This window comes from Streptomyces sp. NPDC002446, from assembly GCF_053595675.1.
Genome location: NZ_JBSFYC010000001.1, coordinates 206542 through 229339, shown reverse-complemented (window position 1 = coordinate 229339; position 22798 = coordinate 206542). Strand labels below are relative to the sequence as shown.

22 protein-coding genes are annotated in these 22798 nt (G+C 71.8%); 6 read left to right on the top strand and 16 right to left on the bottom strand.

All coding sequences use genetic code 11. The features are described 5' to 3' along the window. Positions 1–8: 8 nt before the first annotated feature. Positions 9–899, bottom strand: a complete 891-nt coding sequence (locus ACWD6P_RS00955) for a helix-turn-helix transcriptional regulator (RefSeq protein ID WP_451441831.1) — start codon at positions 897–899, stop codon at positions 9–11. A 90-nt stretch (positions 900–989) separates the two neighbouring features. Here ACWD6P_RS00955 and ACWD6P_RS00950 point away from each other — a divergent pair, with 90 nt between their 5' ends. Then, on the top strand, positions 990–2486 hold the full coding sequence (locus ACWD6P_RS00950; protein WP_451441830.1) for an MFS transporter: 1497 nt from the start codon (positions 990–992) through the stop codon (positions 2484–2486). A 249-nt stretch (positions 2487–2735) separates the two neighbouring features. On the opposite strand, the gene ACWD6P_RS00945 is transcribed toward ACWD6P_RS00950, so the two are convergent. From ACWD6P_RS00945 to ACWD6P_RS00930, 4 genes are all read right to left on the bottom strand, one after another. Beyond that, entirely contained in the window at positions 2736–4061 is a 1326-nt protein-coding gene (locus tag ACWD6P_RS00945) for a hemolysin family protein (protein ID WP_451441829.1), read from the bottom strand. Positions 4062–4072: 11 nt separating this feature from the next. After that, positions 4073–4570 carry an rRNA maturation RNase YbeY gene (ybeY, locus tag ACWD6P_RS00940; protein ID WP_451441828.1) on the bottom strand — a complete coding sequence of 166 codons (498 nt, stop codon included), beginning with the start codon at positions 4568–4570 and terminating at the stop codon, positions 4073–4075. Positions 4571–4613: 43 nt separating this feature from the next. Further along, positions 4614–5618, bottom strand: coding sequence for a PhoH family protein (locus ACWD6P_RS00935; protein WP_451441827.1), 1005 nt, complete (start codon positions 5616–5618; stop codon positions 4614–4616). A 167-nt stretch (positions 5619–5785) separates the two neighbouring features. Further along, the gene (locus ACWD6P_RS00930) at positions 5786–6937 is read right to left on the bottom strand and encodes a carbohydrate kinase family protein (RefSeq protein ID WP_451441826.1); all 1152 of its coding nucleotides are present in this window, start codon (positions 6935–6937) and stop codon (positions 5786–5788) included. A 66-nt stretch (positions 6938–7003) separates the two neighbouring features. Here ACWD6P_RS00930 and ACWD6P_RS00925 point away from each other — a divergent pair, with 66 nt between their 5' ends. Continuing rightward, positions 7004–8341 carry a family 4 glycosyl hydrolase gene (locus tag ACWD6P_RS00925; protein ID WP_451441825.1) on the top strand — a complete coding sequence of 446 codons (1338 nt, stop codon included), beginning with the start codon at positions 7004–7006 and terminating at the stop codon, positions 8339–8341. Between the two features lie 102 nt (positions 8342–8443). On the opposite strand, the gene ACWD6P_RS00920 is transcribed toward ACWD6P_RS00925, so the two are convergent. From ACWD6P_RS00920 to ACWD6P_RS00910, 3 genes are all read right to left on the bottom strand, one after another. Further along, positions 8444–9073 carry an MBL fold metallo-hydrolase gene (locus ACWD6P_RS00920; RefSeq protein ID WP_451441824.1) on the bottom strand — a complete coding sequence of 210 codons (630 nt, stop codon included), beginning with the start codon at positions 9071–9073 and terminating at the stop codon, positions 8444–8446. Further along, a complete protein-coding gene (locus tag ACWD6P_RS00915) occupies positions 9073–10158 on the bottom strand; it encodes an S-(hydroxymethyl)mycothiol dehydrogenase (protein WP_451441823.1) in 1086 nt (361 codons plus the stop codon). Before ACWD6P_RS00915 ends, ACWD6P_RS00920 begins: the two co-directional genes overlap by 1 nt. Before the next feature lie 153 nt (positions 10159–10311). Continuing rightward, complete coding sequence (locus tag ACWD6P_RS00910) at positions 10312–11619, bottom strand: enolase C-terminal domain-like protein (RefSeq protein WP_451441822.1); 1308 nt, start codon at positions 11617–11619, stop codon at positions 10312–10314. Positions 11620–11915: 296 nt separating this feature from the next. Here ACWD6P_RS00910 and ACWD6P_RS00905 point away from each other — a divergent pair, with 296 nt between their 5' ends. Beyond that, on the top strand, positions 11916–12731 hold the full coding sequence (locus ACWD6P_RS00905) for an HAD family acid phosphatase (protein ID WP_451441821.1): 816 nt from the start codon (positions 11916–11918) through the stop codon (positions 12729–12731). 51 nt (positions 12732–12782) lie between these two features. On the opposite strand, the gene ACWD6P_RS00900 is transcribed toward ACWD6P_RS00905, so the two are convergent. Continuing rightward, on the bottom strand, positions 12783–13688 hold the full coding sequence (locus ACWD6P_RS00900) for a ribonuclease Z (RefSeq protein WP_451441820.1): 906 nt from the start codon (positions 13686–13688) through the stop codon (positions 12783–12785). 6 nt (positions 13689–13694) lie between these two features. Beyond that, a complete protein-coding gene (locus tag ACWD6P_RS00895) occupies positions 13695–14054 on the bottom strand; it encodes a histidine triad nucleotide-binding protein (protein WP_451441819.1) in 360 nt (119 codons plus the stop codon). Positions 14055–14237: 183 nt separating this feature from the next. Between ACWD6P_RS00895 and ACWD6P_RS00890 the strand changes: the two genes are divergently transcribed. Beyond that, positions 14238–14666 carry an OsmC family protein gene (locus tag ACWD6P_RS00890; RefSeq protein ID WP_451441818.1) on the top strand — a complete coding sequence of 143 codons (429 nt, stop codon included), beginning with the start codon at positions 14238–14240 and terminating at the stop codon, positions 14664–14666. Positions 14667–14810: 144 nt separating this feature from the next. Here ACWD6P_RS00890 and ACWD6P_RS00885 read toward each other — a convergent pair whose 3' ends face one another. From ACWD6P_RS00885 to hrcA, 4 genes are all read right to left on the bottom strand, one after another. Next, a complete protein-coding gene (locus tag ACWD6P_RS00885) occupies positions 14811–15554 on the bottom strand; it encodes a 16S rRNA (uracil(1498)-N(3))-methyltransferase (RefSeq protein ID WP_451441817.1) in 744 nt (247 codons plus the stop codon). Next, entirely contained in the window at positions 15551–16636 is a 1086-nt protein-coding gene (locus ACWD6P_RS00880; protein ID WP_451441816.1) for a nitronate monooxygenase, read from the bottom strand. The genes ACWD6P_RS00885 and ACWD6P_RS00880 overlap by 4 nt, the downstream gene beginning before the upstream one ends. 227 nt (positions 16637–16863) lie before the next feature. Then, positions 16864–18003: a molecular chaperone DnaJ gene (dnaJ, locus tag ACWD6P_RS00875; RefSeq protein WP_451441815.1), complete on the bottom strand. Its 1140-nt coding sequence runs from the start codon at positions 18001–18003 to the stop codon at positions 16864–16866. Then, positions 18004–19020 (bottom strand): heat-inducible transcriptional repressor HrcA, encoded by a 1017-nt coding sequence (gene hrcA / locus ACWD6P_RS00870; protein ID WP_451441814.1) that lies wholly within the window; start codon positions 19018–19020, stop codon positions 18004–18006. Positions 19021–19215: 195 nt separating this feature from the next. Between hrcA and ACWD6P_RS00865 the strand changes: the two genes are divergently transcribed. Further along, a complete protein-coding gene (locus tag ACWD6P_RS00865; protein ID WP_451441813.1) occupies positions 19216–19953 on the top strand; it encodes an MBL fold metallo-hydrolase in 738 nt (245 codons plus the stop codon). A gap of 92 nt (positions 19954–20045) precedes the next feature. Then, positions 20046–20879, top strand: a complete 834-nt coding sequence (locus ACWD6P_RS00860; protein ID WP_451441812.1) for a DUF3097 domain-containing protein — start codon at positions 20046–20048, stop codon at positions 20877–20879. On the opposite strand, the gene ACWD6P_RS00855 is transcribed toward ACWD6P_RS00860, so the two are convergent. Next, positions 20857–21444 carry a Uma2 family endonuclease gene (locus ACWD6P_RS00855; protein ID WP_451441811.1) on the bottom strand — a complete coding sequence of 196 codons (588 nt, stop codon included), beginning with the start codon at positions 21442–21444 and terminating at the stop codon, positions 20857–20859. The genes ACWD6P_RS00860 and ACWD6P_RS00855 overlap by 23 nt on opposite strands. A 102-nt stretch (positions 21445–21546) precedes the next feature. Continuing rightward, complete coding sequence (gene hemW / locus ACWD6P_RS00850; RefSeq protein ID WP_451441810.1) at positions 21547–22779, bottom strand: radical SAM family heme chaperone HemW; 1233 nt, start codon at positions 22777–22779, stop codon at positions 21547–21549. Positions 22780–22798 lie beyond the last annotated feature (19 nt).

Sequence of the window (22798 nt, the reverse complement as noted above, 5' to 3'; positions counted from 1 at the left end):
CCTGTGGATCACCCCGTCACCGAGTACATCCCCCCGCGCCTGCCCTCCGGTGAGGTGAGCCACTCCAGCTTCGCGACGGTGTCCGTCTCCGCACGCGCGTTGTGCAGCACGATGTTCAGGTCGGGACGCACCGGGACCTGCAGTTTGGTGCTCTCGAAGAGCAGGGGGCCGACGAGCGGATGGTCCAGTTCCTTGTGGATCGTTCCGGAGTCCTCCACGTCGCCGCGCGCCCACAGCGCGGCGAACTCCTCGCTGCGGGCGGCGGCCTCGCGGATGATCTCGTCGAAGCCCTCGTCGCCGGGGCGCGCCGAGCACGCGCCCCGGTACTGCGCGACCACCAGCGGCGCGTTCGCCTCCCAACTGGCCGCCCGCGCACGGTAGACGGGGTCGGTGAAGAACGCGACCAGGCAGTTGGACGAGACGCCGGGGCGGCCGTGGCCGAGGACCACACGTGCCGCGTCGTTGTAGGCGATGTTGTTCCAGTACGGGTCCATGATGTGCGCCGGCAACGGCATCCACGCGTCGATCAGCCGCTGCAGCCCCGCGCACATGTCGTTCGCGCCCAGCTCCTCGGCGTCCTGCCGCAGCGGCGGGTTCAGCCCGGCCAGTACGTACAGATGCCGCCGCTCGGCGCCGCTGAGCCGCAGCACCCGGGCGACCGAGTCCAGGACCTGCGGTGAGACGGTGATGTCGCGGCCCTGCTCCAGCCACTGGTACCAGGACGCGCCGACGCCGGCCAGGACGGCGACCTCCTCGCGGCGCAGCCCCGGCGTACGGCGGCGGCCGCCGTCGGGCAGGCCCGCGTCGGCCGGGCTGACCCGGGCCCGGCGGCTCATCAGGAAGTCGCGCAGCTCCTGGCGTCGACGCGATGTGTCATGGGTGGCGGCGTTCGAAGCCACGTTTCTCCCCCTGTCGGCGTGGCTGGTGGTGCGGACACCACGATAAGTTCCCGCTCCCCACCGCGTATTCCGGGGCCGCAGGCTCTTCACATGCCGATAACCGACACCTCCCTTGGTCCCGATACCCGGACGGCGAAAGCGCCGGCCGCCCCTGCCCCCGCCCCTGCCCCGGCTCCCGCCGCCGCGCGGATGACCGGGCGCGACAGGCTCGTCCTGCTTGTGCTGTGCGCCGCGCAGTTCATCGTCGCGCTGGACTTCTCCATCCTGAACGTGGCGCTGCCCGTGCTCGGCAGGGACCTGGGCATGGACCAGGCCGATCTGCAGTGGGCGGTCACCGCGTTCGCACTGCCGTCGGGCGGCTTTCTGCTGCTGTTCGGCCGGATCGCCGACCTGGTCGGGCGGCGCAGGCTGTTCCTGACCGGGCTCGCGGTGTTCACCGCCGCCTCGGTGCTGGCCGCGCTGGCGTGGTCCCCGGCGGTCTTCCTGGCCGGGCGGGCGCTGCAGGGCCTGGGCGCGGCGATCATCGTGCCCACCGGAATGTCGCTGCTGACCACCACCTTCGCCGAGGGGCCGCAGCGCGAACGCGCGCTGGGCATCAGCGGCACGCTGATGTCGATGGGCTTCACCATCGGCATGGTGCTGGGCGGGCTGATGACGGACGTACTCGGCTGGCGCTCCACGATGGGCCTGCTGTCCGCGGCCGGGGTGGCCGTACTGGCCGCGGCCCCGGCGCTGCTGAGCGAATCCCGGCATCCCGAGCGGCCGCACATCGACGTACCCGGCGCGGTCACCGTCACCGGCGGACTGCTGTCGCTGATCTACGCCCTGTCCACCGCCGCCGAGCGGGGCTTCGGCCACCCGGACGTGATCGTGACGCTGGTCGCCGGGCTGGTGCTGCTGGCCGCCTTCGTGGTGGTGGAGTCCCGGGCCGCGCAGCCGCTGGTGTCGCTGCCGATGCTGCGGCGCCCTGCGGTCGCCTGGGGCAATCTGGCGGGTCTGACGACCTTCTCGATGATGAGCACCGTCATCTTCCTGCTGACCCTCTACCTCCAGGACGTGCTGCACCTGTCCGCCTTCCAGACCGGCCTGGTCTTCGGTGTGCAGGGCGTGGTCTCGGCGGTCGCCGGCATCGTCGCGCCCCGGGTCATCGGCCGGCTCGGCGCCCGCCGCACCCTGCTGACCGGGCTGCTGCTGCAGGCCGGTTTCACCGCCGCGCTGCTGGGTCTGGGCACCGGCAGCGGTATGTGGCTGGCCCTGACCGGGGTGACCCTCGCCAGCCTCGGCCATCTGTGGGCGATCATCTCCTACGGCGTGACCGCCACCTCCGGCGTCGCGGACACCGAGCAGGGCCTGGCGACCGGCCTGGTCACCAGCTCCCAGCAACTGGGGCTGACCGTCGGCATTCCGCTGCTGAGCGCGGTCGCCTCGGCCCATATCGCCGCGCTGCGGTCGGCGGGCAGCGGCCTGGCGGACGCCACCCTCGGCGGCATCAAGGTGGGTCTGGGCCTGGACGCGGCGCTGGTCGCCGTGGTCGCGCTGCTGGTCGCGGCCGGGCTGCGGACGGCCCGTACGGCGCGCCGCGGCTGAGGAGGAAGGTGGTTGCCCCGGTCCCCCGTGGCCGGGGCAGCCTGCGCTGCAAGATTTCTCTGACGATTTCTCTCACGCATGGCGTCCGCATTTCCGGCGGCCGCCCGAAGATCCTTCCACGGGGCACACAGGAGAATCCAGCCCCACCGGAAATGGCTTGCAGAACATTTCTGCTGCACTGGAGATAAGTAGCGGGAAAAGCAGCGACAAGAGCAGCGGTCGCGTACGCATTCCCGTTTTCGGCGGAGATTATCCGGAGAGCTCTCCGGACTCGCTCACATCCTCCGTGGGGACCGGCTCGCAGAGCACCGTGATGATCTTGTTGCGCCGGCCGCCCGGTGATTCGGCGGTCAGCCGCAGCGCCTTCAGACCGGGGTCGGCGGCGGTGTCGGAGAGGTCCACCTCGGCGGTGGCGCCGGCGATCGGAACCCGGCCGAGGAGCTTGGCGAGCAGCCCGCCGACCGTCTCCACGTCCTCGTCGTCCAGCTCGACCAGGCCGTACAGCTCACCGAGATCGCCGATGTCCAGACGGGCGGTGACGCGATAGCGCCCGTCACCGAGGTCCTCCACGGGCGGCAATTCACGGTCGTATTCGTCGGTGATCTCGCCGACGATCTCCTCGAGGATGTCCTCGATGGTCACGATTCCGGCGGTGCCGCCGTATTCGTCGATGACCACCGCGACATGATTGCGGTCCTGCTGCATTTCGCGCAGCAGATCACCGGCGTTCTTGGTGTCGGGGACGAAGACGGCGGGGCGCATGGCCGTGGAGACCAGCTCGTTCTCGGCGTCGCGGCTGATGTGGACCTTACGGGCGAGGTCCTTGAGGTAGACCACGCCGACGATGTCGTCCTCGTTCTCGCCGGTCACCGGGATCCGGGAGAAGCCCGAGCGCAGCGCGAGGGTCAGCGCCTGGCGGATGGTCTTGAAGCGCTCGACCGCGACCAGGTCCGTGCGCGGCACCATCACCTCGCGGACGAGGGTGTCGCCGAGCTGGAAGACGGAGTGCACCATCCGGCGCTCCTCGTCCTCGATCAGCGACTCCTTCTCCGCGAGGTCGACCAGCGAGCGCAGCTCCGCCTCGGAGGCGAACGGGCCCTTGCGGAAGCCCTTGCCGGGGGTGAGGGCGTTGCCGATGAGGATCAGCAGCTGCGGGATGGGGCCCATGATGCGGGCCAGCGGCAGCAGGACGTAGGCGGCGGCCGTGGCGGTGTTCAGCGGGTGCTGGCGGCCGATCGTGCGCGGCGAGACGCCGACGGCGACATAGGAGACCAGCACCATCACGCCGATGGCGACGGTCAGCGCCTGCCAGGTCTCCTCGAAGGAGCGCAGACAGGCGTAGGTGACCAGGACGCCGGCGGCCATCTCGCAGCCGACCCGCACCAGCAGGGCGACATTGAGGTAGCGGGTGGGGTCGGCGGCCACCGCGGCGAGCCTGGCGCTGCCGCGGCGGCCGGAGCGGACCGCCTCCTCGGCGCGGAAGCTGGTCGTACGGGCCAGGCCCGCCTCCGCGCAGGCGGCGAGCCAGGCGATCACGACGAGCAGGACCGCGACGGCGATCAGCTGGGTGGTCATCGCGGGCGCCGTCAGGTGACGGTGGGGGCGGGCGAGGGGCCGGTCAGACCGCGCTCGGCGCGCCAGCCGTCGATGATCGCCGCCTGCAGGCCGAACATCTCGGCCTTCTCGTCCGGCTCTTCGTGGTCGTAGCCGAGGAGGTGGAGCACGCCGTGGACGGTCAGCAGCTGGAGCTCCTCGTCCATGCTGTGCCCGGTCGGCGCCTCCTCGCCCTGCTTCTTGGCGACCTCCGGGCACAGCACGATGTCACCGAGCAGGCCCTGCGGCGGCTCCTCGTCGTCCTTGGCCGGCGGACGCAGCTCGTCCATCGGGAAGGACATGACATCGGTCGGTCCCGGCAGGTCCATCCACTGGAGGTGGAGCTGCTCCATGGCCTCGGCGTCCACGACGATCACGGACAGTTCGGAGAGCGGGTGGATACGCATCCTGGCGACGGCGTAGCGGGCGACGTCCAGGATGGCCTGCTCGTCGATGTCCGTGCCGGACTCGTTGTTGACGTCGATGGACATGGGGGCGTTGCTTCTCACTTCTCGATCGCGCGGTGCGTCCGGCTCACTGGCCGTTGCGGCTGTCGTACTTCTCGTAGGCGTCGACAATACGGCCGACCAGCTTGTGACGGACCACATCCTGGCTGGTGAGCAGGGAGAAGTGCACATCCTCGACGCCGTCCAGGATCTCCCGGACCTGGCGCAGCCCGCTCTTCGTCCCGCCCGGAAGGTCGACCTGGGTGACATCGCCGGTGATGACGATCTTGGAGTCGAAGCCGAGGCGGGTGAGGAACATCTTCATCTGCTCAGGGTTCGTGTTCTGCGCCTCGTCCAGGATGATGAAGGCGTCGTTGAGCGTCCGGCCGCGCATGTACGCCAGCGGCGCCACCTCGATCGTGCCCGCGGCCATCAGGCGCGGGATGGAGTCGGGGTCGAGCATGTCGTGCAGCGCGTCGTAGAGCGGGCGCAGATACGGGTCGATCTTCTCGTAGAGGGTGCCGGGCAGGAAGCCCAGCCGCTCGCCGGCCTCGACCGCGGGGCGGGTCAGGATGATGCGGTTGACCTGCTTGGCCTGCAGCGCCTGGACGGCCTTGGCCATGGCCAGATACGTCTTGCCGGTACCGGCCGGGCCGATGCCGAAGACGACGGTGTGCTTGTCGATGGCGTCGACATAGCGCTTCTGGTTGAGGGTCTTGGGCCGGATCGTGCGCCCGCGGTTGGACAGGATGTTCTGGGTGAGCACCTCGGCGGGCGTCTCGCTCGCCGCGCCCTCGCCGTTCTCCGCCGCGCGCAGCATGGCGATCGAGCGTTCCACCGCGTCCTCCGTCATCGGTTGTCCGGTGCGGAGCACCAGCATCATCTCGTCGAAAAGGCGCTGGACGAGGGCGACTTCCCGGGCGTCACCGACAGCGCTGACTTCGTTGCCCCGGACGTGGATGTCGGTCGCCGGGAAGGCTTTTTCGATCACGCGCAGTAGCGAGTCACCAGAACCCAGGACCGTGACCATCGGGTGCTTGGCCGGGACGGTGAACTGGGCGCTCGACTGCGGTTGCGTGGGTGTCTGAGTCATAGGGCGGCCCGGTGGCCTGCTCAACCCCCATCCTTTGCTCATCGGAGGTGCCTGCCTGCGGCACTCGGCTCCTTGCGATACCAGAGTACGACGGGGCACTGACAAGCCCGAGGGCTTTTCCCGCGGGCGGGCAGCAAGGCGGCAGCGGCGGGGCCCGGCCGGGCCGCTCAGGCCGGGCGGCGGAAGCCGATCGTCGGGACGGCCCGGGCCAGCGGGGCGGGCCGGTAGGCCGCGGGCAGCACCTCGTCCAGGAAGGCGTACTGGCGGCGCAGCGCGCCCGCGGCCGCCGGGCCGGTCTCGTAGCCCCGCACCTGCCGCCACCAGGCCGCGATCTCCGACCAGCCCGGCGCGGAGAGCGAGCCGCCGAACTCCTGCACGGACAGTGCGGCGCTCAGCCCCGCGAAGGCCAGCCGGTCGGCGAGCGGCCAGTCGGCCAGCGTGCCCGTGACGAAACCCGCGACGAAGACATCGCCGGCGCCGGTCGGATCCAGCTCCTCCACGGCGATCGCGGGCACCTCGGCGCTCTCGCCGGTCCGCCCGTCCACCGCGTACGCCCCCTCCGACCCCAGCGTGACGACCGCGAGCGGGACCAGGTCGGCGAGCTTGCGGGCGGCCGCGCGCGGGCAGTCCGTGCGGGTGTAGCGCATCGCCTCCTCGGCGTTGGGCAGGAACGCCTCGCAGTGTTCGAGGTCGGCGAGGTCGGCCGGGTCCCAGCGGCCGCTGTCGTCCCAGCCCACGTCCGCGAAGATGCGGCTGCCGCGGCCGGCCGCGCAGCCCAGCCAGCCCTCCCGGCGGCCCGGCACCAGCGAGGCGACGCAGGCCCGGGACGCCGGCGGGCAGCCCGGCGCGTGCTCCCCGTCGAAGGCGAAGTCGGGCGGCGGGGCCTCGTGGCCGTGCGAGACCATCGTGCGCTCGCCCTCGTACGCCATGGAGACGGTGACCGGGGAGTGCCAGCCGGGGACCGTGCGGGACAGCGCCAGGTCGATGCCCTCGCCCTGTTCGAGCGCCTCCCAGCAGTACTCGCCGTACTTGTCGTCGCCGAAGGCCGCGGCGAGCGAGGTGCGCAGCCCGAGCCGGGCCAGCGCGGTGGCCATGTTGGCGACGCCGCCGGGGCTGGAGCCCATCCCGCGGGCCCAGGACTCGGTGCCGCGGACCGGCGCGGAGTCCAGGCCGGTGAAGATGATGTCCAGGAAGACCGTGCCGGTGAGGTAGACGTCGGTGGGCGGATCGCCGGCGGCGCGCACCTCCGCCAGCGGATCGAGGGCCGGTGGCACTTCCGCCGGGCCCGCGGGCGGATCGACATCGCTTCGGCTGCTCACCGTGCACGCCCCTCTCATATCGGCACGTGCCGCCAGTGTGCCTGATGCTGCGGTACGTTCCGCCCCATGAGGCTCACGATTCTCGGCGGCGGCGGTTTCCGGGTCCCGCTGGTCTACCGCGCGCTGCTGGACGACCCCACGGAATCCGTCTCCGAGGTGGTGCTGCACGACACCGATCCGCGCCGGGTGGCGGTGATCGCCGAGGTGTTGACGCGGCTCGCGCAGGGCCGTCGGGCGCCGGTGCCCGTACGGGTCGCCGAGCGCCTGGACGACGCCCTGGCCGGCGCCGACTTCGTGTTCTCGGCGATACGGGTGGGCGGTACGGCCGGCCGGATCCGCGACGAGCGGATCCCGCTCGCCGAGGGGGTGCTCGGCCAGGAGACGGTCGGCGCGGGCGGTGTCCTGTACGGCCTGCGGACGATCCCGGTGGCGCTGCACATCGCCGAGCGGGTCGCGGCGCTCGCCCCGGCCGCCTGGGTCATCAACTTCACCAACCCCGCGGGCATGGTCACCGAGGCGATGTCCCAGGTGCTCGGCGACCGCGTCATCGGGATCTGCGATTCACCCGTGGGGCTGGTGCGCCGGGCGGCGCGGGCGGCCGGCGCGGACCCGGCGGCCTTCGAGAGCGGCCGGGTCGGCTACGACTACGTGGGGCTCAACCACCTCGGCTGGCTGCGGTCGTTGACGCTGGAGGGCACCGAGCTGCTGCCGGGGCTGCTCGCCGACGACGGCGCGCTGGGCTCCTTCGAGGAGGGCCGGCTCTTCGGCGCGGACTGGCTGCGCACCCTGGGCGCCCTGCCCAACGAGTATCTGCACTACTACTACTTCCGCCGCGAGACCCTCGCCTCCGTACGGGACACCCCCCAGACCCGCGGCGAGTTCCTCGACGAACAGCAGGGCGGCTTCTTCGCACGGGCGGCGGCGGCCGGCGGCCCCGACGCGGCGTACGACCTGTGGGAGCGGACCCGGCTGGAGCGCGAGGAGACGTATATGGCGCACAGCCGGGAGGCCAGCGGCGGCTGGCTGCGCGACAGCCACGACCTGGAAGGCGGTGGCTACGACCGGGTGGCGCTGGCCCTGATGCACGCCATCGTGGGCGACAGCGGGACCCGCCTGATCCTCAACGTCCGCAACGGCACGACGGTGCCGCAGCTGGCGCCCGACGCGATCGTGGAGACGGTGTGCGAGGTGACCGCCCGCGGCGCCCGGCCGCTGCCCTGCGCACCGCTGCGCGAGGACCAGTTGGGGCTGATGCTCCAGGTCAAGGCGGTGGAGCGGGCAGCGGTGGAGGCCGCGGTGTTCAAGGACCGCAGCGCGGCGCTACGGGCACTGGCGCTGCACCCGCTGGTGGACTCCCCCGCGGTGGCCGCCCGCATCCTGCAGCGGGCGGCCACGGAGGCGTGACCACCGGGAATACCCCCCCGGCCGGGAATACCCCCCACCCCCGCCGCGTTGAGGCCCCGCAGGGGGCGCTCGCAGCCCCTACGGGATGTGTTCGCCCGTCCCCTAGTGGCCCCGCTTGATCCACTCGTCCAGGTGGGGGGCCTCGTCCCCGATCGTCGTCGACTCACCGTGCCCGGTCAGCACCCGCGTCCCCGCCGGCAGCGTCAGCAACCGCTCCCGGATCGACGCGACGATCGTCGGGAAGTCCGAGAAGGACCGCCCGGTGGCCCCGGGGCCGCCCTGGAAGAGCGTGTCCCCGGTGAAGACCGTGCGCAGGTCGGGCGCATACAGGCAGACCGCCCCGGGCGCATGGCCGGGCGTGTGCAGCACCCGCAGATCCGTACCGGCGATGGTCAGGACCTGACCGTCCGCCAGCTCCGCGTCCGGCGCCGTGTCCGGGTGGGTCTGCTGCCACAGCGGCAGATCGGCGGGGTGCAGATGGATCCGGGCGCCCGTACGGTTCGCCAGTGCGGGCGCGGCGTCGATGTGGTCGTTGTGCGCGTGGGTGCAGATGATCGCGCGCAGCGTCCGGCCGTCGAGGGCCTTCAGGATGGCGTCGGCGTCATGGGCGGCGTCGATGACGATCGCCTCGTCGTCGTTGCCGACGATCCAGACGTTGTTGTCGACGTCCCAGGTGCCGCCGTCGAGCGAGAAGGTTCCGGAGGTGACCAGGTGGTCGACGCGGGCCGTCATCACAGCGTCACCACCGAACGCAGTACGTCGCCGGCGTGCATCCGCTCGAAGGCCTGCTCGATCCCGTCGATGCCGATGGTCTCGGTGACGAAGGCGGCGAGGTCGATCCGGCCCTGCTGGTGCAGATCGATCAGCATCGGGAAGTCGCGGGAGGGCAGACAGTCGCCGTACCAGGAGGACTTGAGGGCGCCGCCGCGGCCGAAGACGTCCAGCAGGGGAAGTTCCAGAGTCATCTCCGGGGTGGGCACGCCCACCAGGACAACGGTGCCGGCCAGGTCGCGGGCGTAGAACGCCTGCCGGTACGTCTCCGGCCGGCCGACCGCGTCGATGACGACATCCGCGCCGAAGCCGCCGGTGAGCTCCCGGATCGCCTCGACGGGGTCGGTGGTGCGGGAGTTGACGGTGTGTGTGGCACCCATGGTGCGTGCGGTCGTCAGCTTGCGGTCGTCGATGTCCACCGCGATGATCCGGGCCGCGCCGGCCAGCCGCGCGCCGACCACGGCCGCGTCGCCCACCCCGCCGCAGCCGATGACCGCGACCGAGTCGCCGCGCCCGACGCCGCCGGTGTTGATGGCGGCGCCGATGCCCGCCATCACCCCGCAGCCCAGCAGACCGGCCACCGCGGGCGACACCTCCGGGTCGACCTTGGTGCACTGTCCGGCGGCGACCAGCGTCTTGTCGGCGAAGGCGCCGATGCCGAGCGCGGGGCTCAGCGCGGTCCCGTCCTTCAGCGTCATCTTCTGCCGGGCGTTGTGGGTGTCGAAGCAGTACTGGGGGCGGCCGCGCAGACAGGCCCGGCACCGTCCGCACACCGCACGCCAGTTGAGGACGACGAAGTCGCCCGGCGCGACGTCCGTGACATCCGGTCCGACCGACTCCACCACGCCGGCCGCCTCGTGCCCGAGCAGAAACGGGAACTCGTCGTTGATGCCGCCCTGCTTGTAGTGCAGATCGGTGTGGCACACCCCGCACGCCTGGATCTTCACCACGGCCTCGCCGGGACCCGGATCCGGCACCAGGATCGTCTCCAGCCGGACCGGTTCGTTCTTCCCCGGCGCAATCACGCCGCGCACTTCCTGTGCCATCGGAACAGCCCCTTTCAAAGATCACGTACGGGACCACTGTGGCGCACTGCCACTGAGCCGTGCCTCACCGTACGCGTGCGGGGCTACCGAGCGCAGGACCACGGCCGGGCAGGTGATCTTCACCGCGGTCCCGGGGTTCAGCGGTCCCGGGGTTCACCAGCGCGGGACGGCGGGGGTGTGCCAGTCCGGGTCGGCCAGCCGCATGGCGGCGGCGTCGTCGCGGTCGCGCAGGCCGCCGTCGTCGGTGAGCCAGCGGCGGTGCAGCGCGGCGAGCCGGTCGCGGTCGAGCTCGACGCCGAGGCCGGGGGCGTCGCCGACGTCCACCCGGCCGTCGCGGAAGGTGATCCGCCGGGTGAGGACGTCCTCGGTCTGCCAGGGGTAGTGGGTGTCGCAGGCGTGGTCGAGACCCGGCAGGACCGCCGCGACCTGGGTCATCGCGGCGAGGCTGATGCCCAGGTGGGTGTTGGAGTGCATGGACAGGCCGACGCCGAAGGTGCGGCAGACGGCGGCCAGTTCGCGGGTGGCGCGCAGCCCGCCCCAGTAGTGGTGGTCGCAGAGCACGATCCGGACGGCGCCCCGGGTGAACGCCTCGGCGATCTCGTCGAAGGCCGTCACGCACATGTTCGTGGCCAGCGGGACGTCCGTGCCGGCCGCCACCTCCGCCATACAGGCCGTGCCGCTCGCCGGGTCCTCCAGGTACTCCAGGACGTCCCGCAGCTCCTCGGCGACGTTGAGCGAGGTCGCCACGCTCCAGGCGCCGTTGGGGTCGAGCCGCAGCGGCCGCCCGGGGAACGCGGCGGCCAGCGCCCGGACCGCCGCGACCTCCTGCGCGGGTGCGAAGACCCCGCCCTTGAGCTTGAAGGACGTGAAGCCGTAGGTGCCGGCCAGCCGGCGGGCCTGCGCGACGACGCCGTCCGGGTCGAGCGCCGCACCCCAGTCGTCGCGCTCCCCACGGCCGCCCGGATGCTCTGCCCACCGGTAGAAGAGGTACGCGCTGTACTCCACGCGGTCGCGGACCCTGCCGCCGAGCAGGGCGTGGACGGGCAGGCCGGCGGCCCTGCCCCAGGCGTCGAGGCAGGCGACCTCGAAGCCGGAGACGACCGAGAGCCGCAGCTTGGCGGCGGTCCGGGCGCCGCGCAGCCCGCCGGCGTCGACCGCATCGGCGCCGGTCGCGGACGGCGGGTCTGCGCACACCTCGGCGGCGAGCGCGGGCAGATCGTTCAGGTCCGTGACCGACCGGCCCGTCAGTGCGCTCGCCAGCGGCCGGGCCAGACCGAGGTACGCGGCGTCTCCGTAGGTCTCCCCGAGACCGGTGACGCCGCCTTCCGTGGTCACCTCGATGATCAGCCGGGGTGTGTAGGGCTGGTGCACACCCTGGGTGTTCAGCAGCGGCGGATCGGCCACCAGGATCGGGGTGAGCCGGACCTCGGCGATGGTGAGGGCGTTCCTGGCGTCGGTCATCCGGGGCTCCTGCGGTCGGGGGCGGCGCGACAGGGCTCCTACGGTCGGGGGCGGCGCGACCGGCCCGCCCGCCGCCTCCCCCTGCCGTTCTCATATGCGGATGATGTCCATGAATGGAGCAGGAGGCCAGGGACCGGCACCACGGCCGTCAATACCCCTGACGGCGCCTCCCCATGGGCGCGACAGGCCACCACCCGCCAGCCTTTACCAATCATTGAATCTTCGCGCGTAGATAGGGATTTACGGCTCTGTTAGACCTACCGGTGACCATGTCACGCCACCTGAAAGAGCCGCGCATGCGCCGTTCCGACCGCTTCCGCCCCGCCCTTGCCCGTCGTGCCCGCATCGGCGCCACGACGGTCGCCGCCCTCGTCGCCGGCACCGCCGTCTTCGGCATCGGCCAGGCCACCGCCGAACACTCCGTGCCGCGCACCGACAAGGAGATCCCGAACCTCACGCAGGTCCAGGACAAGATCAAGGCGTACTACGGCGACACGGTGACGGCCGACGGCGAGCACTACGCCTCCCCGGACAGCAACTACGCCCGCCAGGTCCGCGGCATAGAGGCCAAGGCCCGCGCCCACCTGACCAAGGCCCTCGCCAAGCACGCCCGCGGCAAGGGCCGGGCCAAGCCCGCCATCGTCCTCGACATGGACGACACCACCCTGCTCACGTACAACTACGAGCTCAAGGTGGGCTTCCACTTCACCCCGGAGAGCCAGGACGAGTACCTGAAGAACACCGACATGGACCCGGTCTTCGGCATGGACCGGCTGGTCAACTGGGCGCACGACAAGGGCGCCGAGGTCTTCTTCATCACCGGCCGCAAGGAGGCGCAGCGCGACTGGAGCGTCCGCAACCTCAAGAACGTCGGCTACGACGTGGCGCTGGACCGCACCCACGTCTACCTCAAGGACAAGGAGCACCCGCCGGCCTACCTGCCCTGCGGCTCCACCTGCACCACCGTCGAGTACAAGTCGGGCACCCGCAAGCACATCGAGTCCCTCGGCTACGACATCGTCGCCAACTTCGGGGACCAGTACAGCGACCTGGAGGGCGGCGCGAGCGACCGGACCTTCAAGCTGCCGAACCCGATGTACTACCTGCCGTGAGGCGGGGCGCCCGGTGGCCCGTTCCGTACGCGGCGGCCACCGGGCGCGCGTTCAGCGCCGCTTGGGCAGCGGCACCCGCATCAGGTCCCTGGCGATGGTCAGCTCGCCGGTGTAGCCGGCCGCACGGGCCTGCCGCTCGAACTCCGCCGGGTCGGCGTAGCGCTGCGAGAAGTGCGTCAGCACGAGGTGCCGGACGCCCGCCTCGGCGGCCACCGCGGCGGCCTGCCCGGCGGTCAGGTGGCCGTGGTCCACGGCCAGTTGGACGTCCTCGTCCAGGAACGTCGACTCGATGACGAGCATGTCCACGCCCTCCGCGAGCGCATGGACCCCGGGGCACAGCCGGGTGTCCATCACGAACGCGAACCGCTGGCCGGGGCGGACCTCGCTCACCTCGTCGAGGGTGACGCCGTTCAGCTCGCCCAGCCGCTGGAGCCGCCCGACGTCCGGTCCGGCGATGCCGTGCGCCGCCAGCCGCTCCGGCAGCATCCGCCGGGAGTCCGGCTCCACCAGGCGGTAGCCGTACGACTCGACGGGGTGCGAGAGCTTGCGCGCTTCCAGCAGATACGACTTCGAGCGGTCCAGCTCACCGTCCTCGGCGACCGGCCGCTGGACCAGCCGGACCGTCTCGCGGTAGGCGGTGGCGTAGCGCAGCCGGTCGAAGAAGCGCTCCCCGCTGGCCGGATAGTGGGCGGTGATCGGGTGCGGCACCCGGTCCAGATTGATCCGCTGGATCACCCCGGCCAGGCCCAGCGAGTGGTCGCCGTGGAAGTGCGTGACGCAGATCCGGTTCAGGTCGTGGGCGGCGACCCCGGCACGCAGCATCTGGCGCTGCGTCCCCTCGCCGGGGTCGAAGAGCAGCCCCTGGCCGTCCCAGCGCAGGAGGTAGCCGTTGTGATTGCGGTGCCGCGTGGGGACCTGACTCGCGGTGCCGAGGACGACCAGTTCACGTACGGACACGGTCCGCTATCCGGGGGGCCACTGGAGGCCGCGGCCGCCGAGCACGTGCAGATGTGCGTGGAAGACGGTCTGGCCCGCGCCGGCGCCGGTGTTGAAGATGACCCGGTAGCCCCTGTCCTCGACCTTGTCCTCGGCGGCGACCTCGCGGGACTCACGCAGTATGTCGGCGATCACCTGCGGTTCGGCGGCCGCGAGGGACGCGGCGTCCGGGTAGTGCACCTTGGGGATCACCAGGACGTGCGTCGGGGCCTGGGGGTTGATGTCGCGGAACGCGACGGTGGTCTCGGTCTCCCGGACGATGGTCGCCGGTACCTCCCCCGCCACGATCTTGCAGAACAGGCAGTCGGCCTGCGGTTCTCCCGCCACCGGTGACTCCTCCCAGCTCATCCCTCATGCGCACGGTACGCACGGCTTGGGATGCTACCGGGCGGTCGTCGGGGCCGGGGCACGGGCGCGCCCCCGCACCAGGCGTCACGGCCCCGGTGCCGGTCCCGGCAGGCCCTAAGCTGACCAGTGATCGCTTTCGCCCACAACCGGGAGTTATGCACCATGGCAACCACTCGCACCGCCCAGACCCACTGGGAAGGCAACCTCCTGGAGGGGAAGGGCACCGTCGCCCTGGAGTCCTCCAACATCGGTACGTACGACGTGAACTGGCCCGCCCGCGCGGAGCAGCCGAACGGCGTCACCAGCCCCGAGGAGCTGATCGCGGCGGCCCACTCCTCCTGCTACTCCATGGCCTTCTCGCACGGCCTGGCGGGCAAGGGCTACACCGTGGCGTCCCTGGACACCCGCGCCGATGTCACCTTCCAGCCCGGCGAGGGCATCACCGCCATCGCCCTGACCGTCAAGGCCAGCGTCCCCGGCCTGTCCGAGGCGGACTTCCAGGCGGCGGCCGAGGACGCCAAGAAGAACTGCCCGGTGAGCCAGGCCCTGGCGGGCGTCAAGAACATCACGCTCTCGGCCGAGCTGATCTGACGCACCGGTCGGCCCGCTCGGGTCGGTCCCGGTGAACGGCGGTGCGCCGACGGGCCCTTAGGGGCCGGTCGGCGCACCGCCGCGTTGTCAGCGGGGCATGCCGGGATCTGGCCGTGGGCCCGGCCCCGGCCCATCGGGCAGGCCCTAGCTCCAGCGCCCCGTACGCCCCAGCAACAGCGCCGTCGCCGCGGTGCCCGCGGTGGAGGTGCGCAGCACGGTCGTGCCCAGGCGGTACGGCTTGGCACCGGCCTCGGCGAAGGCGGTGAGCTCCTCCGGGGAGACACCGCCCTCGGGCCCGACGACGAGCACGATACGGCCGGTGGCGGGCAGTTCGGCGGTGGCGAGCGGGGTGCTGCCCTCCTCGTGGAGGACGGCCGCGAAGTCGGCGTCCGCGAGCAGGGCGGCGACCTGCTTCGTCGTCAGCGGGTCGGCGACCTCCGGGAAGGTCAGCCGCCGGGACTGCTTGCCCGCCTCGCGGGCCGTGGCGCGCCACTTGCCCAGCGACTTGGCGGCCCGCTCGCCCTTCCACTGGGTGACGCAACGGGCCGCCGTCCAGGGCACGATGGCGTCCACTCCGGTCTCGGTCATCGTCTCGACGGCCAGCTCGCCGCGGTCGCCCTTGGGCAGGGCCTGGACGACGGTGATGGTCGGGTCCGGCGCGTCCTCACTGCGCAGCCCGGCGACCGCGACGGTGAGCCTGTCCTTGCCCTCGACGGCGGCGACCGTGCCGTAGGCGCCGGCCCCGTGGCCGTCCGTCAGCACGACCTCCTCGCCGACCCGCAGCCGCCGCACCGACACCGCGTGCCGCCCCTCGGGACCGTCCAGCATCAGCGTGCCGCCGGCCCGTACGTGCGCGAGCGAGTCGACGAGGAAGACCGGCGCGGTCATGCGGCACCGCCGCCGGGGAGCGCCAACCCGGCCCGTGCCGCGTCGAGTTCGGCCGCCAGGACCTCGACGAGCCGCGCCGCGGGCAGTTCCCTGGCCAGCCGGTGCCCCTGCCCCGCCCACAGGCTCATGGCCTGCGCGTCGCCGGCCTTGGCGGCGGCCTTGCGCACGGTGGAGGTGAGGTAGTGGAGGGCGGGGTAGGCGGCGGGGGCGTACGGGCCGTGCTCGCGCAGGAAGCGGTTCACCAGCCCGCGGGCCGGCCGCCCGGAGAACGCGCGGGTCAACTCCGTATGTGTGAACAGGGGGTTGGTCAGCGCCTGCTTGTGCAGCGGGTTGGCGCCCGACTCGGGGGTGGCGAGGAAGGCCGTCCCCAGCTGCGCCATCGTCGCCCCGGCGGCCAGTACGGCGGCGATCTGCGCCCCGCGCATCAGCCCGCCCGCGGCGATCACCGGGATCTGCACGGCCTCGCGGACCTGGCCGAGCAGCGCCAGCAGCCCCAGGCCCGCGCCGGTCCCGTCCGCGTGCGGGTCGTCCCGGTGGGTGGCCTGGTGGCCGCCGGCCTCCACGCCCTGGACGCACACCGCGTCCGCGCCCGACCACTGCGCGGCCTGCGCCTCGGCCGCCGTGGTGGCCGTCACGACGGTGTACGTACCGACCCTGGCGAAGGCGTCGAGGACGGCGCGCGAGGGGCACCCGAAGGTGAAGGACACCAGCGGAACCGGGTCCTCCCGCAGGATCGCCAGCTTGGCCTCGTAGCCGTCGTCGCTGGGCTCGTCGGTGTCGCCGAGCTCGGTCTCGTACCAGGCGGCCTCGCCCGCGAGCTGCTCGCGGTAGACGTCCACGGCGGAGGTGTCGGCCAGGGAGGGCTGCGGCATGAAGAGGTTGACGCCGAAGGGCCGGTCGGTCAGCGACCGCAGCTGTTTGATCTCCTGATACATGCCGTCGGCGGTTTTGTAGCCGGCGGCGAGGAAGCCGAGACCGCCGGCACCGCAGACGGCGGCGGCCAGCTCGGGTCCCGAGCCGCCTCCCGCCATCGGGGCCTGCACGATGGGATAGCGGCAGAGATCGGTCAGTGCGCTGGGCATGAGCACATCGTGTCACGCGAAACGCCGAGCCCCCGCATCAGGGGCTCGGCGCAGGTACGCACCTGGGAACGCGCGGCCACGGGCCCGGGTAGGCGGCCGCGGGCCCGGGGCGGGCGGCCTTAGGGGGCGGCCGAACACATCCCGTAGGGGACGCGAGGCCCCCCTGCGGGGCCACAACGGGGCGGGGGCCGGGCGGTATTCCCGCAGCTCCGGCTCCCGCCTGCCGCCTACCGCCCGTTGAACGCGTCCTTCAACCGCGAGAACAGTCCCTGCTGCCCCGGCTGAAACTGCCCCGTGGGCCGTTCCTCGCCGCGCAGCTTGGCGAGCCGCCGCAGCAGCTCCTCCTGCTCGGGGTCGAGCTTGGTCGGGGTCTGGACCTCGACGTGGACGATCAGATCGCCGCGGCCGTTGCCGCGCAGATGTGTGACACCGCGCTGGTGCAGCGGGATCGACTGCCCGGACTGGGTGCCGGGCCGGACGTCGATCTCCTCCACCCCGTCCAGCGTCTCCAGCGGGCACTTCGTGCCCAGCGCCGCCGCCGTCATCGGGATGGTGACCGTGCAGTGCAGATCGTCGCCGCGCCGCTGGAAGACCGGGTGCGGCAGCTCGTGGATCTCGACGTAGAGATCACCGGCGGGGCCGCCGCCGGGGCCGACCTCGCCCTCGCCCGCGAGCTGGATGCGGGTGCCGTTGTCGACACCGGCCGGGATCTTGACGGTCAGCGTGCGGCGGGAGCGGATCCGCCCGTCGCCCGCGCACTCGGGGCACGGCGTCGGCACGACCGTGCCGAAGCCCTGGCACTGCGGGCACGGCCGGGACGTCATGACCTGGCCCAGGAAGGACCGGGTGACCTGCGAGACCTCACCGCGGCCGCGGCACATGTCGCAGGTCTGCGCCGAGGTGCCCGGCGCCGCGCCCTCACCGGTGCAGGTCGTACAGACCACAGCGGTGTCGACCTGGAGGTCCTTGGTCGTACCGAAGGCCGCCTCGTTCAGCTCGACATCGAGCCGGATCATGGCGTCCTGGCCGCGGCGGGTGCGCGAGCGCGGCCCGCGCTGGGAGGCGGTGCCGAAGAACGCGTCCATGATGTCGGAGAAGTTGCCGAAGCCCGCGCCGAAGCCGCCCGCGCCGCCACCGGCGCCGCCCGACTGGGAGAGCGGGTCGCCGCCGAGGTCGTAGACCTGCTTCTTCTGCGGATCCGACAGGACCTCGTAAGCGGCGTTGATCTCCTTGAACCGCTCCTGGGTCTTGGGATCCGGGTTCACGTCCGGGTGCAGCTCGCGTGCCAGCCGCCGGAAAGCCTTCTTGATCTCGTCCTGCGAGGCATCGCGCCGTACGCCCAGGACCGCGTAGTAATCCGTGGCCACTTACGACTCCGCCAGGATCTGTCCGACGTAACGTGCCACTGCGCGTACCGCTCCCATCGTTCCGGGGTAGTCCATGCGGGTCGGTCCGACCACGCCGAGTTTGGCGACTGCCTCGTCGCCCGAACCGTAACCGACCGCGACGACCGATGTGGACGTCAGGCCTTCGTGGGCATTCTCATGCCCGATGCGTACGGTCATGCCCGAGTCCTTGGCCTCGCCGAGCAGCTTGAGCAGCACCACATGCTCCTCAAGGGCCTCCAGCACCGGACGGATAGTCAGGGGGAAATCATGACCGAAACGCGTCAGATTGGCGGTGCCGCCGATCATCAGCCGCTCTTCGGTCTCCTCCACCAGAGTTTCCAGCAACACCGACAGCACTGTCGAGACCGTGCCGCGGTCGTCCTGCTCGAAGGACTCCGGGAGATCCTGCACCAATTGGGGCACATCCGCGAACCGGCGCCCCACGACCCGGCTGTTGAGCCGCGCCCTCAGGTCCGCCAGGGAGGTCTCGGCGAACGGCGTCTGGCAGTCGATCAGCCGCTGCTCGACCCGACCGGTGTCGGTGATCAGTACGAGCATCAGCCGGGCCGGGGCCAGCGCCAGCAGCTCCACGTGCCGCACCGTCGACCGCGTCAGGGACGGGTACTGCACGACCGCGACCTGCCGGGTCAGCTGCGCCAGCAGCCGGACCGTGCGCCCCACCACGTCGTCGAGGTCGACGGCGCCGTCCAGGAAGTTCTGGATCGCCCGCCGCTCGGGGCTGGACAGCGGCTTGACGCCGGCCAGCTTGTCGACGAAGAGGCGATAGCCCTTGTCGGTCGGGATCCGCCCGGCGCTGGTGTGCGGCTGGGCGATGAACCCCTCGTCCTCCAGGGCTGCCATGTCGTTGCGGATGGTGGCCGGGGAGACCCCGAGCTGATGCCGCTCCGTGAGCGCCTTGGAGCCGACCGGCTCCTCCGTCCCGACATAGTCCTGGACGATGGCGCGCAGTACTTCGAGCCTGCGTTCACTGAGCATCCCGCGCACCTCCAGTCCGGCCCGTCCGCCGTTTCGTTACTCCTGGCACTCACACGGGCCGAGTGCCAGACCCGGAGCCAGTGTACGGCCGGGTAGCACGACCACGGCAAGGGCGACCTCCCGCAGCCCCCGTCCGATGACCGTGTTCGGCCGATCTGCCGGGCAACGCTATCGCGATGGAGCTAGCGTCTCGGTATGGGCACTGCTTGGGAAGAGGCCGGGTGGGAACAGCTCGGTGACGGTGTCGCCAGACGCCGTATGCCGGGCTGGGACGAGACGATCGGCGTGATCGCCGGATCGGCCGGTGTCATGATCGTCGACACCGGCGCGAGCATTCGCGACGGCGCGGATCTGCGCCGGGCGATCCGTGGCGTACTCGGCCGGGAAGTGACGCATGTCGCGCTCACCCACCCGCATTTCGATCATGTACTGGGCACCGCGGCCTTCGCCGGCGTGGAGGTGTTCGGCGCGGCCGGACTGGGCGACCTGCTCCGCCGCAGCAAGGACGAGCTGCGGCACGACGCGATGCGCCACGGCGTCGGACGGGACGCCGCCGCCGAGGCCACCGATCTGCTGGTCACCCCGCACCACCACGTGCACGGCGAGCTGACGGTCGGCCTCGGCGACCGCCAGGTCCTGCTCGCCAATGTGGGGCCCGGCCACACCGCCCATGACCTGGCGGTCCTGGTGCCCGGCCGGCACGGCGCGCCGGAGATCGTCTTCTGCGGCGACCTGGTCGAGGAGTCCGGCGAACCGCAGGCGGGCCCGGACGCGCTGCCCCAGCAGTGGCCGGCGGCGCTGGACCGCCTGCTGGCCCTGGGCGGCGAGGACGCGGTGTACGTCCCCGGCCATGGCTCCGTGGTGGATGCCGCCTTCGTCCGCGCCCAGCGCGACGACCTGGCCGCCCTCTTCGGCGTCCCTCCGCCATCCTGATCAGCCATCCTGCAGCGTTCGCCTTCTCCGGCGACCGCCGGATGCCCCGCTGTGACAGAGACCGAACAGACCGAACAGACAGAACAGGCCCCATGCAGAGCAAGCGCTACAGTCCCGACCTCACCCCGCCCTGGAAGAAGCAGCGCCCCGCCCCCGAGGTGCCGGCCGACGCCGATCTGGTCGTCGAGGAGGTCACCACGGGCTTCTGCGGTGCGGTGATCCGCTGCGAGAAGTCCGCCGAGGGCCCGACGGTGACCCTGGAGGACCGCTTCGGCAAGCACCGGGTCTTCCCGATGGCTCCGCGCGGCTTCCTTCTGGAGGGCAGGGTCGTCACGCTCGTCCGCCCGCAGAACCGGCCGGCGCCGAGCGGCCCCGCCCGTACGGCCTCCGGATCACTGGCCGTGCCCGGCGCCCGCGCCCGGGTCGCACGCGCCGGGCGCATCTACGTGGAGGGCCGGCACGACGCCGAACTGGTCGAGCGGGTCTGGGGCGACGATCTGCGCATCGAGGGCGTCGTCGTGGAGTACCTGGAGGGCGTCGACGACCTTCCGGCGATCGTCCGCAGCTTCGCCCCCGGGCCCGATGCCCGGTTGGGGGTGCTGGTGGATCACCTCGTACCGGGCTCCAAGGAATCGCGGATCGCGGCTGAGGTGACCGGCGAGCACGCGCTGGTCGTGGGCCACCCGTACATCGACGTGTGGGAGGCGGTGAAGCCGTCGTCGGTGGGGATCGCGGCGTGGCCGAGCGTGCCGCGCGGCCAGGACTGGAAGACGGGGGTGTGCCGGGCGCTGGGCTGGCCGGAGAACACGGGGGCCGCCTGGCAGCGGATCCTGTCGTGCGTGCGGTCCTACAAGGATCTGGAGCCGCAACTGCTGGGGCGGGTGGAGGAGTTGATCGACTTCGTTACGGTCGGCGGTGCGGCCTGACGTTGGGGAGGGTGCTGAACTCGGTGGTGTCCAGGTCGAGGTCGAGCATCCCCAGGGGCACAGGTTCGCCGAATTTGCCGATGCGCTGGCAACGGTAGTCAGCCTCGTCGCCGCTACCGACAGGCTCGGTGAGCAGGACGCACTGGGCCATGATGGGGTCGATGATGAGGTAGGCGGGGACCCCTCCCGCCGCGTAGATCGAGCGCTTGACACCGTAGTCACGGTCAACGCTGTTCTTGGAGACGACCTCGACCAGCATCGTGATCACCTGGGCCGGCAGTAGTCGGCCCGATTCCGGCCCCGCGTCGCGTTCCAGCACCACGAGGTCCGGCTGAGGCTCACTCGTTTCGCTCAGCAAATCGATGTCCTGCGTCTGGAGGCAGTCCCACTTCTGGTCGGGGATCTGCCGCAGCACCCTCAGCACGATCCGGTTGTGGACCAGGTCCGGCCCGGCCATCATCACGATTTCCCCCCGCAGGAGCTCTGCCTTAAAGCCATCGGGAACCTCAAGGTCCTCGAAGAACTTGACGATGTGCGTGATCGGCCGGTCATCCACCGCAGTCATCTCCGTGGCCCTCCGCTTCCGCCATCGCCCTGGAACGGTGGCAGCCTAAGGACAGCTCAGGCAGGCGCACAGCGCACCCGCGTCGGTTCACTCGTTCGAGAATCAGTCCACCAGATCCCGCACCACCGCGTCAGCCAGCAGCCGCCCCCGGAGTGTCAGCACGGCCCGTCCGGCCTCGTACGGCCCCGCCTCCAGCAGCCCGTCCGCCAGCGCCTGCGCCGCCGCCTTGGCCCCGGCGGGGGCGAGGATCTCCAGTGGGCAGCCGTCCGACAGGCGCAGCTCCAGCAGGATGCGTTCGACCCGGCGGTCCTCGTCGGCGAGCAGCTCGCGGCCCGCGCCCGGGGAGCGGCCCTCGCCCAGCGCCTGGGCGTAGGCGCCCGGATGCTTCACGTTCCACCAGCGGACGCCGCCCACGTGGCTGTGGGCGCCCGGGCCGGCGCCCCACCAGTCGGCGCCGGTCCAGTACAGCTCGTTGTGGCGGCAGCGGGCGGCCTCGGTGGTGGCCCAGTTGGAGACCTCGTACCAGGTGAAGCCGGCGGCACAGAGGCGTTCCTCGGCTATCAGATAGCGGTCGGCGTGGACGTCGTCGTCGGTCATCGGGACCTCGCCGCGGCGGATCCGGCGGGCGAGCTGGGTGCCCTCCTCGACGATCAGGGCGTAGGCGGAGATGTGGTCGGGGCCGGCGCCGAGGGCGGCGTCGAGGGACGCCCGCCAGTCGTCGTCCGTCTCGCCCGGGGTGCCGTAGATCAGGTCGAGGTTGACGTGGTCGAAGCCGGCGGCGCGGGCCTCGCCCACGCAGGCCTCGGGGCGGCCGGGGGTGTGCGTACGGTCGAGGATCTTCAGCACGTGCTGACGCGCGCTCTGCATGCCGAAGGAGAGCCGGTTGAAGCCGCCGGAGCGGAGTTCCTCCAGGTAGCGCGGGTCGACGGACTCCGGGTTGGCCTCCGTGGTGATCTCCGCGTCCGGTGCGAGGCCGAATTCGTCGCGGACGGCGGCGAGCATGCGGGACAGGTCGGCCGCGGGGAGCAGGGTCGGGGTGCCGCCGCCCACGAAGACCGTCTCGACCGGGCGCGGGTCGTCGCCCAGCACCTTGCGGGCCAGGCGGATCTCCTCGACGACGGTGTCGGCGTAGTTGTCGCGGGAGGCCAGGGCGCCGCCGGAGCCGCGCAGCTCGCTCGCGGTGTAGGTGTTGAAGTCGCAGTAGCCGCAGCGGGTCGCGCAGTACGGCACATGCAGATAGAAGCCGAGGGGCCGCCCGGCCGCCCCCGCCAGCGCATGGCGGGGCAGCGCCCCGTCCTCGGGCATCGGCTCACCATCAGGCAGTGCGGAAGGCATGGGATCCATTGTCCGTCAT

What these genes read in the sequence shown, in the direction of transcription:
- ACWD6P_RS00950 (WP_451441830.1), top strand. Translation starts at nt 990, where the DNA reads ATGCCGATAACCGACACCTCCCTTGGTCCCGATACCCGGACGGCGAAA.
- ACWD6P_RS00945 (WP_451441829.1), bottom strand. Translation starts at nt 4,061, where the DNA reads ATGACCACCCAGCTGATCGCCGTCGCGGTCCTGCTCGTCGTGATCGCC.
- ybeY (WP_451441828.1), bottom strand. Translation starts at nt 4,570, where the DNA reads ATGTCCATCGACGTCAACAACGAGTCCGGCACGGACATCGACGAGCAG.
- ACWD6P_RS00935 (WP_451441827.1), bottom strand. Translation starts at nt 5,618, where the DNA reads ATGACTCAGACACCCACGCAACCGCAGTCGAGCGCCCAGTTCACCGTC.
- ACWD6P_RS00925 (WP_451441825.1), top strand. Translation starts at nt 7,004, where the DNA reads ATGAGGCTCACGATTCTCGGCGGCGGCGGTTTCCGGGTCCCGCTGGTC.
- ACWD6P_RS00920 (WP_451441824.1), bottom strand. Translation starts at nt 9,073, where the DNA reads ATGACGGCCCGCGTCGACCACCTGGTCACCTCCGGAACCTTCTCGCTC.
- ACWD6P_RS00915 (WP_451441823.1), bottom strand. Translation starts at nt 10,158, where the DNA reads ATGGCACAGGAAGTGCGCGGCGTGATTGCGCCGGGGAAGAACGAACCG.
- ACWD6P_RS00910 (WP_451441822.1), bottom strand. Translation starts at nt 11,619, where the DNA reads ATGACCGACGCCAGGAACGCCCTCACCATCGCCGAGGTCCGGCTCACC.
- ACWD6P_RS00905 (WP_451441821.1), top strand. Translation starts at nt 11,916, where the DNA reads ATGCGCCGTTCCGACCGCTTCCGCCCCGCCCTTGCCCGTCGTGCCCGC.
- ACWD6P_RS00890 (WP_451441818.1), top strand. Translation starts at nt 14,238, where the DNA reads ATGGCAACCACTCGCACCGCCCAGACCCACTGGGAAGGCAACCTCCTG.
- ACWD6P_RS00885 (WP_451441817.1), bottom strand. Translation starts at nt 15,554, where the DNA reads ATGACCGCGCCGGTCTTCCTCGTCGACTCGCTCGCGCACGTACGGGCC.
- ACWD6P_RS00880 (WP_451441816.1), bottom strand. Translation starts at nt 16,636, where the DNA reads ATGCCCAGCGCACTGACCGATCTCTGCCGCTATCCCATCGTGCAGGCC.
- hrcA (WP_451441814.1), bottom strand. Translation starts at nt 19,020, where the DNA reads ATGCTCAGTGAACGCAGGCTCGAAGTACTGCGCGCCATCGTCCAGGAC.
- ACWD6P_RS00865 (WP_451441813.1), top strand. Translation starts at nt 19,216, where the DNA reads ATGGGCACTGCTTGGGAAGAGGCCGGGTGGGAACAGCTCGGTGACGGT.
- ACWD6P_RS00860 (WP_451441812.1), top strand. Translation starts at nt 20,046, where the DNA reads ATGCAGAGCAAGCGCTACAGTCCCGACCTCACCCCGCCCTGGAAGAAG.
- ACWD6P_RS00855 (WP_451441811.1), bottom strand. Translation starts at nt 21,444, where the DNA reads ATGACTGCGGTGGATGACCGGCCGATCACGCACATCGTCAAGTTCTTC.
- hemW (WP_451441810.1), bottom strand. Translation starts at nt 22,779, where the DNA reads ATGCCTTCCGCACTGCCTGATGGTGAGCCGATGCCCGAGGACGGGGCG.